This window comes from uncultured Roseobacter sp., assembly GCF_947493125.1.
Classification (GTDB): Bacteria; Pseudomonadota; Alphaproteobacteria; order Rhodobacterales; family Rhodobacteraceae; genus Roseobacter.
Genome location: NZ_CANLQB010000005.1, coordinates 1 through 12253 on the forward strand (window position 1 = coordinate 1; position 12253 = coordinate 12253).

The 12253-nt window shown below is 59.1% G+C and carries 10 protein-coding genes; 8 read left to right on the forward strand and 2 right to left on the reverse strand.

Annotated features, from left to right (window positions below; genetic code table 11):
- Positions 1 to 552 precede the first annotated feature (552 nt).
- The gene (locus tag Q1A71_RS11490; RefSeq protein ID WP_299675775.1) at positions 553 to 1218 is read left to right on the forward strand and encodes an IS3 family transposase; all 666 of its coding nucleotides are present in this window, start codon (positions 553 to 555) and stop codon (positions 1216 to 1218) included.
- 69 nt (positions 1219 to 1287) lie between these two features.
- Here the strand turns inward: Q1A71_RS11490 and Q1A71_RS11495 are convergent, their stop codons facing one another.
- Entirely contained in the window at positions 1288 to 2184 is an 897-nt protein-coding gene (locus tag Q1A71_RS11495; RefSeq protein WP_299675778.1) for a DNA-binding response regulator, read from the reverse strand.
- Positions 2171 to 5515, reverse strand: a complete 3345-nt coding sequence (locus tag Q1A71_RS11500; protein WP_299675781.1) for an ATP-binding protein — start codon at positions 5513 to 5515, stop codon at positions 2171 to 2173. Before Q1A71_RS11500 ends, Q1A71_RS11495 begins: the two co-directional genes overlap by 14 nt.
- Positions 5516 to 5735: 220 nt before the next feature.
- Between Q1A71_RS11500 and urtA the strand changes: the two genes are divergently transcribed.
- The 7 genes from urtA to Q1A71_RS11535 all read left to right on the forward strand — a co-directional run bounded on the left by urtA (position 5736) and on the right by Q1A71_RS11535 (position 12229).
- On the forward strand, positions 5736 to 7007 hold the full coding sequence (gene urtA, locus Q1A71_RS11505) for an urea ABC transporter substrate-binding protein (protein ID WP_299675784.1): 1272 nt from the start codon (positions 5736 to 5738) through the stop codon (positions 7005 to 7007).
- A 72-nt stretch (positions 7008 to 7079) separates the two neighbouring features.
- The gene (gene urtB, locus Q1A71_RS11510; RefSeq protein WP_299675787.1) at positions 7080 to 8006 is read left to right on the forward strand and encodes an urea ABC transporter permease subunit UrtB; all 927 of its coding nucleotides are present in this window, start codon (positions 7080 to 7082) and stop codon (positions 8004 to 8006) included.
- A 12-nt stretch (positions 8007 to 8018) separates the two neighbouring features.
- Complete coding sequence (urtC, locus tag Q1A71_RS11515; protein WP_299675790.1) at positions 8019 to 9143, forward strand: urea ABC transporter permease subunit UrtC; 1125 nt, start codon at positions 8019 to 8021, stop codon at positions 9141 to 9143.
- A gap of 5 nt (positions 9144 to 9148) precedes the next feature.
- On the forward strand, positions 9149 to 9889 hold the full coding sequence (urtD, locus tag Q1A71_RS11520) for an urea ABC transporter ATP-binding protein UrtD (protein ID WP_299675793.1): 741 nt from the start codon (positions 9149 to 9151) through the stop codon (positions 9887 to 9889).
- 14 nt (positions 9890 to 9903) lie between these two features.
- Positions 9904 to 10593, forward strand: a complete 690-nt coding sequence (urtE, locus tag Q1A71_RS11525; RefSeq protein WP_299675796.1) for an urea ABC transporter ATP-binding subunit UrtE — start codon at positions 9904 to 9906, stop codon at positions 10591 to 10593.
- A gap of 21 nt (positions 10594 to 10614) precedes the next feature.
- Positions 10615 to 11844, forward strand: a complete 1230-nt coding sequence (gene fmdA, locus Q1A71_RS11530; protein ID WP_299675799.1) for a formamidase — start codon at positions 10615 to 10617, stop codon at positions 11842 to 11844.
- A 55-nt stretch (positions 11845 to 11899) separates the two neighbouring features.
- Positions 11900 to 12229, forward strand: a complete 330-nt coding sequence (locus Q1A71_RS11535) for a zinc ribbon domain-containing protein (RefSeq protein ID WP_299675802.1) — start codon at positions 11900 to 11902, stop codon at positions 12227 to 12229.
- The last annotated feature ends 24 nt before the right edge of the window (positions 12230 to 12253 follow it).

Sequence of the window (12253 nt, forward strand, 5' to 3'; positions counted from 1 at the left end):
CGGACACACGTCTGCTTCTGACCAATGCGCAATCAACTCAGAAATGTCTTGCTATGCAGGGGCTATCCACACAGGACAGCGGGCGATGACGTGGGTTCTGCTTGTCGGAGCGTCGGGATCAGTATTACAACTGGCGGAAGCGCTTCGGCGGAATGGGACGCGCGCAGTTGTCGGAGATGAAGAGCCTGGAGAAAGAGAACGATAAGCCATTGGAACGTCATTGGTCCGAGAGACAATGGCGAATTCTGAAGAAGATTGTCGCAGAGCTCGAACTGGACAAGCTCATCCTCAAGGAAAGTCTGAACCATCTAAAGCCCAGGGCCTGACCACCGAGGAGCTCCGTCAGGCAGTCATTCATACACGCCAGAAGCTCGCAACGTCTGAGCGGCGGACGTGCCGGGTGATTGGCCTGGCGCGGAGCTCCCTGCAATACCGACCGGTGCCAAGAGACGACGGTGAGCTGCGGTTGGCAATCATTCGGCTTGCAAAGCAGTACGGGCGATATGGCTATCGCAAGGGTCGTCCTGGTTGCGCCATTGGTTCCAGCAACCAATGGACGACGAGTTGCTCCACGTCGAAGGCTGGCGAGTCAATCACAAGAAGGTCGAGCGGCTCTGGCGAGAGGAAGGAATGCAGCTTCCGCAGCGTCACAAGAAACGCAAGCGGCTCTATCACAAGGACAGTTCGATCATACGCTTGAGGCCTACGCATCCGAACCATGTCTGGGCCATCGACTTCGTATACGACAAGCTCAGCAACGGGCGGAGCTACAAGATGCTGACCGTTCTGGACGAATATACCCGGCAGGCCTTGGCCGTGAGGGTTCGCACCAAGATGGGCGCAGACGACGTTCTGGAAGCGATCTATCCGCTCCTGCTGAAGCACGGATCACCAGAATACATCCGGTCAGACAACGGGCCTGAGTTCGTCGCCGAAGCTATGCAGGACTGGCTTCGACGCGTCGGCATCAAGCCGATCCGCATCTATCCAGGATCACCCTGGGAGAACGGATACAACGAGCGTTTTAATGGGACGCTACGCCGGGAGGTTCTGAATGCCGAGTGGTTCACGACAACGAAGCAGGCCCAGATCGTCATCAATCACTGGCTCAGACAATACAACCACACCCGACCGCATCAGGCGCTCAACATGCGCCCACCAGTTCCAGAAACCCTACTAGAGAAAGCCCAGATCAGTGGCCCAGCAACAGGGGGCTAGACACGTCTGAGGCCGCGGGATTTGATTGTCGATGCCTGCATCGCAGCCTGTGTTGATGGCCGCCAAAGGCTATGGTGAATTCAAGACCCGGTCGGCCATAACTGCGGCCGAGGTGCGATTGTCGATGCCCATCTTCTGGAAAACTTGTTCAAGATGCTTGTTCACCGTCCGAGCGCTCAATCCCAGAATGGCGCTGATGTCTCTGTTCGTTTTGCCGAGCGTTAGCCAAAACAGGACCTCGGCCTCGCGCGGTGTCAGACTGAACTTGGCGGCCAGAACATCCTCGTTCCGATCTGCTTTTCTGCGCATCAGCTTGACGAGGATTTCGGGCACCGGCGTCATGCCCATGAATTGGAACGTTACATCGCCTGCATCGAACGGCGGAACCGCCGAGACAGGACTGGTGCTGCAGGAGGCGATCCAATTCTTCCACTCCGGACCCCGTGTTTGAAGGTCAAACGTCCCCAGGACATCCGTGGCACCTTTCGAACCCCATGCCAGTCTACCGTCCGGATCGAAGGCCAGAACCGATCGCCCGGAGGTGTCGAGCGCCCGTCGTGCGCTCTGCAACAGACGGGAATTGGCGATATGAGTGCTGAGCCTCGCGATCAACTCCTCGACGATCACCGGCTTGGTAATGTAGTCGACACCCCCGGAATTCAGGCCCTGCAGAATGTGCTCCTTCTCCGTCAGACCCGTCATGAAGATGATCGGCGTCATCACCGCTTTTGGCCCGGACTTAAGTTTGCGGCAGGTTTCGAAGCCGTCGATACCCGGCATCACGGCATCCATCAGGATGACATCGGGCTCCACCCGATAGGTCAGGTCGATGGCCGCTTGACCGTCTGTCGCTATCAGAACGGTGATGCCGCTCTGCTCCAGTGCCATGGAGACCATCCCGAGTGCTTCGGGGTTGTCGTCGACAACGAGTGCGATGCAGTTCGGCCCCAGCTCACTCAACGGCATCGCCCACGGACTCCAGCAGATGGACAATGCCACCCATATCGAAATGCTCCATATGTTTGTCCAGCTTTCTCAACAATTTGGGGTCGCACGCTTTTTCGGCACGCAATTGGTCGAGCTGATCACGGACACCCGCTGCATGTCCAAGGACCGCGCTTTTGATCAAGCGGGTTCGGTCCTCGCTTGAGAGTGTCTGGCAAGGCGCAGGCTCCGTGCCGGGCTCGGTTTTGGGGACTAAGGTGATCTTCAAAAGTTCTGCGACTTGCATCAGAAGCTCATCCAGATTGAACGGCTTGGCGAGAAATCCATCGTGCAATGCGACTTTGGGTCGGCTTACGCCTTCTTCATCCGCATGTCCGGAAATCACTATAATGGGCATATACGGCGCATTGCCCTCACGAATGCCTTCGGCAAATGACCAGCCATCCCGCTCCGGCATGTCGATGTCGAGCAGAAGAATGTCCGGGTGCGCCTCTTCGAGCATTTGCTCGGCGATCGCGACCGATGGCGCCAGAAGCACCACAAACCCTAGCTTTGACAAAAACTGTTCGACAAGTGAGAGGTGATTGGCGTCGTCATCCACGATGAGAATGGTCTTGCGCGGTCCGGTGTAGCCCGAGAAAGCAGGGAGCGGTACACCATCGCCCAGATCCTCGGCCTCGAAAACGCCCGGGGAAATCGACGGTAGCATCAGTTTGACGGAGAACGTACTGCCGACGCCGGGCGTGCTTGTGACATCGATTTCGCCGCCCAAAATCTCAACCAAAAGCTTTGTGATGGTGAGCCCCAGGCCGGATCCCTCCCGCCCGGATTGCCCGGCGCGCTCGAACGGACGCCAGATGCGGGGAATGTTTTCCGGCGCAATGCCGACACCGGTATCGATGACCGTGATCAGGGCCACCTCGTTCCTGTAGGTCAGATTCAGCGTGACCTGGCCTGCCTCGGTGTATCGAAGCGCGTTCGATAGAAGGTTGATGATGATCTGGCGCAAACGCTTTTCATCCGTGCCTACAAGAGTGGGCAACCTTCCGTGGATCGCCCAGTCGAATCTGATGTTCTTGTCTGCAGCTTCGGCTTCGAAGATTGCCGCTACTTGGTGCAACAGGGCGCGCAGATTGACGCGGTCACGCGTGATCTCCAACCGGCCTGCCTCGATCCGTGCAATATCGAGCAGGCCGTCAATCAACCCGGCGAGGTGCTCCGATGACCTTCGGATACTCGTGATCGACGTGCGCCAACCCGCGAGATCGGGATCCTTTTCTAGCAGTTGCGCGAAACCATAGATGGCGTTGAGCGGTGTCCGCAATTCATGACTGAGACCGGACATATATCGTGTCTTGGCGAGGTTGGCGGCCTCCGCCTTTTCCTTGGCTTGCTGCAGCGCCCGGTCCGTACGTTCGTGCGCGCGGATTTCCTTGAGCAGAAGGTCGGTTTGGCGCTCCGCTTCGGCGAAAGCGTTGCGCTGGCTTTCACCCACCAGAATGAACATCCAGACCGAAATGCCGATGACGATCAGGATCATGCAGAAGATGATGGTCAAAACCGCGTCGAATGTCTCGGCGCCCGCAAAGCCTCGAATGAAGAGCAACAGGATGCCAAAGCTCAGGGAAATGATGCTGGTCGTGACCAAAAACCGCGAGAGCCGTGACATGAGAGCCTTGGCTACAGCTGCGGGCAGACGGGCGTGAAGCGCCTCGCTGACCGTTTTGTCGAGGCGCCCGTGTGGCTTGCAATGATCATGGCACGAGGCATCAAGGCTGCAACAGAGCGAGCAGATGCGTCCGAAATGGAAGGGGCAATGGCTCGTGTCCTCTGCATCGAAACGGTACTCGCAGACCGAGCAGGTCTGCAGGCCTTCGACCGGCTGCGTTTCGCTGTCTTCGCGCGCGAGGTAATAGCGCCCGCCGGTCGCCCAAGCGAGGATCGGCGCCAATGTGAAGGCCGTGAGCAGCGCAACGAAAGACGAGAACGCCTGCACCAGAGGGCCAAAAAAACCCGCATAGGCGATCAGCGAGACCGCGCAGGCCACCACCATCGCGCCGATCCCGACAGGGTTCACATCGTAAAGATGCGAGCGGCGGAATTCGATCCCTTTGGGGCTAAGGCCGAGCGGTTTGTTTACCACCAAGTCGGCCACAAGTGCACCAATCCACGCAACGGCGACATGCGAATACAGGCTCAGTACATGTTCGAGACCCGTGAAAACCCCAAGCTCCATCAGCATCAGTGCGATCGCGACGTTGAAGACCAGCCAGACCACGCGCCCGGGATGGCTCTTGGTCAAACGCGAGAAGAAGTTGGACCAGGCAATCGACCCGGCGTAAGCATTGGTCACATTGATTTTCATCTGGGACAGGATGACGAAGACGGCCGTTAAGCCGAGCACAAGGGCGGGCGAGGCCAGCACTTGCTCAAATGCTGTGTGATACATGCGCGTGGGATCGGTGGCTTCACTCGGGCTCACATTTTCCCGGATGGCAAGCGTTACCAGATAGGACCCCGCGAGCATTTTTAGCATGCCAAGCACCGACCAGCCCGGGCCTGCACATATGAGAGCGAGCCACCACTTACGCGCATCTTTCGCTGTGCGCGGTTCGGGCAGGAACCGCAGAAAATCAACCTGCTCGCCGATTTGTGCAACTAGGGAAAATACGACGCCCGACGCCGCACCCAGCATCAGGATCCTCGACGCGTCCGGCACGTCGGGATTACCTTCGAAGCCGATCCACATGTCGATGTCATAGCCCGCGACAGCCAACAGAATGAACGGGAGCGCGTGCAGCAAAACCCACAAAGGCTGGGTCCAGGCTTGGAAGGTTGAAATCTTGGAAAAGCCGTGCAGAACCAGAGGTATAACAACGAGGGAGCTGACGACGTAGCCCAAGAACAATGGGATTCCCAGCGTGAACTTCAGCGCCAATGCAAGAATTGCGGCTTCCAGCGCGAAGAATATGAAAGTGAACGAGGCGTAGATCAGCGATGTGATGGTGGAGCCCAGATAACCGAAGCCTGCGCCGCGGGTCATCAGGTCGATATCGAGGCCATACTTGGCGGCGTAATAGGAGATCGGGAAGCCGGTCAGAAACAGGATGGCGCCCACCAGCATGATTGCGGTGATCGCGGTGTCGAACCCATACGTCAGCGTGATCGTGGCGCCGATGGCCTCGAGCGCGAGGAAGGAGATCGACCCGATGGCAGTGTTGGCAACGCGGCCGTAGCTCCAGCGGCGCGCGCGCCGCGCGGTATAGCGCAGCGCAAAGTCCTCCATCGTCTCGTTGGCGACCCAACGATTGTAGGTGCGCTTTTCGCGCGTGGCCTTAAGGCGTGCCACCATATCACTTCCATGCAGAAAGGAGATGCTCTGCCCCACGTCAGCCATCGCAAAAGGTGGTCAGGCTCCCCCAGCCCCTAGTCTATGAAACAACAGTATGTGCACAAAACGCGCATCCCTATACGTCATTTAACGTATACTGCGCTGCAGCATTGCCCGCGATCATTCCAACAGCGGGTGATCTGGAATCGCCCATTTCTTGAGCATCTGACAAGGGGGCGACATGTCTGACGAGATTTCTGATAACAAAACCAATGGGGTAAGCCGCAGGGCCGTGCTGGCCGGGGGCACGGCGCTGACGGCCTCGCTATTCATGCCGAAGGGGTTGCGCGCAGCAGACTTCCCAACGGCTGAGGTGAACACCACGGGCCTCGCGGTCACCGACGATACGGTCACAATCGGCATCCTGCATTCGATCACCGGTACCATGGCGATTTCTGAGACAGGTTCGGTGCAGGCGGAGAAGCTGGCGATTTCGCAGATCAATGCGCAGGGCGGTATTCTGGGCCGCAAAATCGAGTATATTCAGGAGGATGGTGCCTCCGACTGGCCGACTTTTGCCGAGAAAGCGCGCAAGCTGCTGTTGAACGACAAAGTGGCTTCAGTCATGGGCTGCTGGACCTCGGCTTCCCGGAAGGCGGTTCTGCCGGTCTTCGAGCAGCACAACGGGTTCCTCTACTATCCGACGTTCTATGAAGGCCTCGAAGAGAGCCCGAACGTCATCTACACTGGCCAGGAGGCCACGCAGCAGATCATCGCGGGCCTCGACTGGGTCAACCAGAGCAAGGGCGCGAAAACTTTCTATCTGCTCGGGTCCGACTATATCTGGCCGCGCACCTCGAACAAGATTGCGCGCAAGCACATCGAGAACTTCATGGACGGCTGCAAGGTCGTGGGCGAGGAGTATTACCCGCTCGGCCACACCCAGTTCAATTCAGTCATCAACAAGATCCGCCTGCGCAAGCCGGATGTGATCTATGCCATCGTTGTGGGCGGCTCAAACGTGGCCTTCTACAAGCAACTCAAGGCCGCTGGCATCGACATGACCCAGGAAAAGCCGCTCCTACTGACCATCTCGGTGACCGAGGACGAAATCCGCGGCATCGGTGGTGAGAACATCGACGGCGCCTATGCCTGCATGAAGTACTTCCAGAGTCTGGAGAACGAGAACAACCTCGCCTTCGTGGCCGCGTTCAAAGAGATGTGGGGCGACGACATGGTGATTGGCGACGTCACACAGGCCGCTTATCTAGGGCCATGGCTGTGGAAGGCCGCCGTCGAGAAAGCGGGCAGCTTTGATGTCGACAAGGTGCGCGAGGCGAGCCCCGGTGTCGAGCTGACCACGGCGCCCGAAGGCTATGTGAAGGTGCACGAGAACCACCACCTCTGGTCCAAGACTCGCGTGGGTCGCGCGCAGGCGGATGGCCAGTACGAAGTTGTCTTCGAGACTGCCGACCTGGTGGAGCCTGATCCTTTCCCCGAAGGCTACCAGTAAGGCCGGTTCTGCGGCCCGGGGTGCCAGACCCGGGCCGCCCCTACTTTCCCAAAAGACCTCCGGAGGCATGAGATGTTTGCCGATTATTCAATGGCTGAGCTTGGCGCGATTTTCGCCATGCAGGGTTTTGCAGGGCTGATCCTGTTTTCTGTTTTTGTGCTCATGGCTCTGGGTCTGGCGATCATCTTTGGCCAGATGGGTGTGATTAACATGGCGCATGGGGAGTTCATGATCCTCGGTGCCTATGTGACCTATCTGATGTCGAACCTCTTCGCCGACTTCATGCCCGCGCTGTTCAGCATGTATTTCTTCGTGGCGATGATCCTGGCGTTCATCGCCTCGGGACTGCTGGGCTTGTTTGTCGAATGGGCGATGATCCGGCACCTCTATAAACGCCCGTTGGATACGCTGCTCGCGACCTGGGGGCTGAGCCTCATTCTGCAGCAGACCTATCGCAGCGTCTTTGGGGCGCGTGAGGTGGGGGTAAGCATCCCGGACTGGATGATGGGATCGCTGCCTCTCACGGATCTTATCGAAGTCCCAATCAACGGCATTTTCGTCATGGTGCTCGCAGTAGGCATCTCGCTGGCGGTCTACATCATGATGTTCCGTTCCCGCTGGGGAAAGCAGGTGCGCGCGATCAACCAGAACCGCGTGATGGCGGGTGCTGTCGGCATCAACACCGAATGGACCGACCGGCTGACCTTTGGCATCGGCTGTGGTGTGGCAGGTGTCGCAGGCTCGGCCTTTACGATGATCGGCTCCACCGGGCCGACCGCCGGGCAGCTTTACATCGTGGACACCTTCCTCGTGGTCGTCTTCGGCGGCGCAGGCTCGCTGCTGGGCACCATCGCCAGCGCGTTTTCGATCAGCCAGGCGCAGTCGATCATGGAATTCTTCCTCTCCGGCTCCATGGCCAAGGTGCTGACCCTGCTGGTGGTCGTGGGCATCCTGATGATCCGCCCGCAGGGTCTCTTCTCCCTCAAGCTGCGCAAGTAAGGACCCAGCCAGATGCAATCCTCCGCCTTTCTCAGCCGCAAAGAGATGATCGGCTTTGCCTTGCTCGCAGCGCTTATCTTCATCGTCTTTCCGATGATGCTGGACAGTTTCCGCCTGAACCTCTTTGGCAAGTACCTGACTTACGCATTTGTCGCCGTGGGTCTCGCGCTCTGCTGGGGCGCGGGCGGCATCCTGAGCCTCGGGCAGGGCGTATTCTTTGGCCTGGGCGGCTACTGCATGGCGATGTTCCTGAAACTCGAAGCCTCGACACCCGAGAACACATCGATCCAATCCACCCCCGGCATCCCGGACTTCATGGATTGGAACCAGCTGACCGAACTACCCTGGTGGTGGCAGCCGTTCTACTCACTGCCGCTGGCCTTGTTCGCGGTGGTAGCCGTACCTGTGGTCTTCGCCTTCATCATCGGGGTGGCCATGTTCACCCGGCGCGTCGGCGGCGTCTATTTTGCGATCATCACCCAAGCCTTTGCGGCCATCCTGACGATCCTGATCATCGGCCAGCAAGGTTACACCGGCGGGGTGAACGGCATCACCGATCTGCGCACACTGCTGGGCTGGGATATTCGCACCGATGAGGCCAAGACCACGCTTTACTTCGTGAACGGTGTGTTGCTCTTTGCGGTGCTGTTCGCGGCGCAATATGTGCGCAAATCGAAGCTGGGGCGACTTCTGATCGCGATGCGCGATCAGGAGGACCGGGTGCGGTTCTCAGGCTACAACGTGGCGAACTTCAAGATTTTCATCTTTTGTCTGGGGGCCGCCTTTGCGGGCATCGGCGGGGCCATGTTCACCCTGCAGGTGGGCTTCATGTCACCCACGCTTGTGGGCATCGTGCCCTCGATTGAGATGGTCATCTTCTGCGCCGTGGGCGGGCGGCTGTCGATACTTGGTGCTGTCTATGGCGCGCTGCTGGTCAACTGGGCCAAAACCACCTTCTCCGAAAGCTTCCCCGAGTTGTGGCTGTTTGGCCTGGGCGGCTTGTTCATCGCGGTTGTCATGCTCTTTCCCAACGGCTTGGCTGGCGTCTGGTCTGAAAAGATCGAACCCCGGCTGCTCGCCCTTCTGGGCAAGGCGCCCGCTGACAAATCTGCGCCCGACGGCGCTCCGGCGGAGTAAGCGACATGCAAGAGCGTTTCATCCTGAAAGTGGAAGACCTCACTGTCTCTTTCGACGGGTTCAAGGCGGTCGACGCGCTGAGCTTTTATGTGGAGCCGAACGAATGCCGCGTGATCATCGGACCCAATGGGGCTGGCAAGACCACCGTGCTTGATCTGATCTGCGGTCGCACCAAGGCCACCGCAGGGTCGGTCAGATTCCACGACCAAGAGCTTCTGACCATGCGCGAAGACCAGATCGTGAATGCCGGTGTGGGCCGCAAGTTTCAGACGCCATCCGTCTACGAAGACCTGACTGTCTTTGAAAACCTGGAGCTGAGCTATCCCAAGGGCCACAGCGTTTTTGGCGCGCTGGTCTTCAAACGCGATGCGGATGTGCGTGCCCGGATCAAGGAGATCGCCGAGACCATCTTCCTCGAAGGTCAGCTGGACGAGAAAGCCGCCTTTCTCAGCCACGGGCAGAAGCAGTGGCTGGAGATCGGGATGCTGCTCATTCAGGACCCGGAACTTTTGATGCTGGACGAACCCGTGGCCGGCATGTCGGTCGCCGAGCGCAAGAAAACCGCCGAGCTGCTCAACCGCATCATCCAAGACCGCTCCGTCATCGTGATCGAGCATGACATGGGGTTCGTCGCCGATATCGCGACCCGCGTGACCGTGCTGCACCAGGGCAAAACGCTCTCCGAAGGTTCGATGGAGCGGGTGCAGAACGACCCCAAGGTTGTCGAGGTTTACTTGGGCCATTGATGGAAGGACCAAAAATGCTGAACGTGAAATCCCTCCGCGCGGCTTATGGCCAAAGTGAGGTTCTGCATGGGCTGAACCTCGACGTGGCCCCCGGCGAGATCGTGGCGATCATGGGTCGCAACGGCATGGGTAAGACCACGCTGATGAAGACGCTCATGGGAATCGTGCCTGAACGGGGCGGCGATGTCTCCGTAGGGGATCAACCGATCACTGGGCTGAAATCGCACCAGCGCGTGGCGCGCGGCATCGCCTATGTGCCGCAGGGGCGCATGATCTTCTCCGCCATGACGGTGCAGGAAAACGTGGAAACCGGGTTGACCGTGACCGGCCAGTCCAACGTGCCCGAAGATATCTACGAGTTGTTCCCGGTGCTCCTGGAGATGAAGAACCGCCGGGGCGGCAACCTCTCGGGCGGTCAACAACAGCAGCTGGCCATTGCCCGCGCGCTGGCCTCGAATCCAAAGGTGCTGCTGCTGGACGAGCCGACCGAAGGCATTCAGCCGTCGATCATCCGCGAGATGGCCCGCACGCTGCGCCGCATCCGCGACGAAAAGGGCCTCAGCATCGTCGTCTCCGAACAGGTGCTGAGCTTCGCGCTCGATGTCGCTGACCGGGTGATGGTCATCGAAAACGGGACCTTCGTGCACGACAGCCCGCGCGCCGGCATCGACGAGGCCACGGTTTCGAAATTCCTATCCGTATGAACACCAAAGCAGGAGGTAGACATGGCTGACACATTGATTTCCGTAGAGCTCAGCGAAAGCCCGCACACCAATGAGAATGTGCACAATCGCTGGCACCCGGACATCCCGATCAATGTCTGGGTCGAGCCGGGCGACGATTTCAAGATTGAGACCTATGACTGGACCGGCGGGCAGATCAAGAATGACGACGACGCATCCGACGTGCGCGATGTGGAGCTGGAGCAGGTGCACTATCTCTCCGGCCCAATCGGAGTGAAAGGTGCTGAGCCGGGCGATCTACTGGTGGTCGATATCCTCGACATCGGCGCCAAGGAGGAGATGCTCTGGGGTTTCAACGGCTTCTTTTCAAAGCAGAACGGCGGCGGCTTTCTGACCGAGCATTTCCCGGGGGCGCAGAAGTCGATCTGGGACATCGACGGCATGTTCACCAAATCGCGCCACGTGCCCGGCGTGAAATACGCAGGGCTGATCCATCCCGGGCTGATCGGCTGTCTGCCCGACCGCAAGATGCTGGATATGTGGAACAGCCGCGAGACGGCACTCTTCAACACGGACCCCGACCGCACACCGCCGCTGGCAGCCCTGCCGAATACGCAAAGCGCCCATATGGGTGCGATGAAGGGCGAGGCGCGGGATGCGGCTGCCGCTGAAGCTGCGCGCACCGTGCCGCCGCGCGAGCATGGCGGGAACTGCGATATCAAAGACCTCAGCCGCGGCTCCAAGATCTACTTCCCGGTCTATGTGGATGGTGCCGGGCTTTCGATGGGTGATCTGCATTTCAGCCAGGGCGATGGAGAGATCACTTTCTGCGGGGCCATTGAGATGGCGGGCTGGCTGCACCTGAAGGTCTCGCTGATCAAGGATGGCATGTCGAAATACGGCGTCAAGAACCCGATCTTCAAACCGTCGCCGATCACGCCCGCCTATAACGACTATCTGATCTTCGAAGGTATCTCGGTGGATGAAGAGGGCGAGCAGCACTACCTCGATGTGCATATCGCCTACCGGCAGGCGTGTCTGAACGCCATCGAGTATCTGAAGAAGTTTGGCTACTCCGGCGCACAGGCCTATGCGATCCTCGGCACGGCGCCGGTGCAGGGGCATATCTCGGGCGTGGTGGACATTCCGAACGCCTGTGCCACGCTCTGGCTGCCCAATGACATTTTTGAGTGGGACATGATGCCCAATGCCGACGGGCCGATAAAATACCTCGACGGCAGCGTCGACGTGCCTCTCGCACCTGATCTCTGAGCCTTTCGGTCGGTGCTGTCTGGGCGGTGCCGACACCCTCTAGTGGAAGACCCCCATGCCCATCTATGAATACCAATGCACCGACTGCGGCGTCTTTGAAGACACAGCCCCTATGTCGGCCTTTGCCGATCCCTGCGACTGCCCGGCCTGCGGGCAATCTGCCCCGCGTGTGATGTTTTCCGTGCCGCATATCTCGGGCATGGCCTCGGCCACCCGCCGCGCACATGAAACCAACGAACGCTCTGCTGACAGCCCCAAGCGCAGCGCGCATGCGCCGGGTTGCGGATGCTGTGGCGGCGGTAAAAAGGCGTCCAACAAGACGCTCCATCGCGCTGACGGCTCCAAGAGCTTCCCGACCAAACGGCCCTGGATGATTTCGCACTAGAGCTAACGGCATGGTCGATACGGC

Bases quoted from the DNA above. Each gene is read 5' to 3' on its own strand.
- fmdA (WP_299675799.1), top strand. From the start codon at position 10,615: ATGGCTGACACATTGATTTCCGTAGAGCTCAGCGAAAGCCCGCACACC.
- urtE (WP_299675796.1), top strand. From the start codon at position 9,904: ATGCTGAACGTGAAATCCCTCCGCGCGGCTTATGGCCAAAGTGAGGTT.
- Q1A71_RS11495 (WP_299675778.1), bottom strand. From the start codon at position 2,184: ATGCCGTTGAGTGAGCTGGGGCCGAACTGCATCGCACTCGTTGTCGAC.
- urtA (WP_299675784.1), top strand. From the start codon at position 5,736: ATGTCTGACGAGATTTCTGATAACAAAACCAATGGGGTAAGCCGCAGG.
- urtB (WP_299675787.1), top strand. From the start codon at position 7,080: ATGTTTGCCGATTATTCAATGGCTGAGCTTGGCGCGATTTTCGCCATG.
- Q1A71_RS11490 (WP_299675775.1), top strand. From the start codon at position 553: ATGGACGACGAGTTGCTCCACGTCGAAGGCTGGCGAGTCAATCACAAG.
- urtC (WP_299675790.1), top strand. From the start codon at position 8,019: ATGCAATCCTCCGCCTTTCTCAGCCGCAAAGAGATGATCGGCTTTGCC.
- Q1A71_RS11535 (WP_299675802.1), top strand. From the start codon at position 11,900: ATGCCCATCTATGAATACCAATGCACCGACTGCGGCGTCTTTGAAGAC.
- urtD (WP_299675793.1), top strand. From the start codon at position 9,149: ATGCAAGAGCGTTTCATCCTGAAAGTGGAAGACCTCACTGTCTCTTTC.
- Q1A71_RS11500 (WP_299675781.1), bottom strand. From the start codon at position 5,515: ATGGTGGCACGCCTTAAGGCCACGCGCGAAAAGCGCACCTACAATCGT.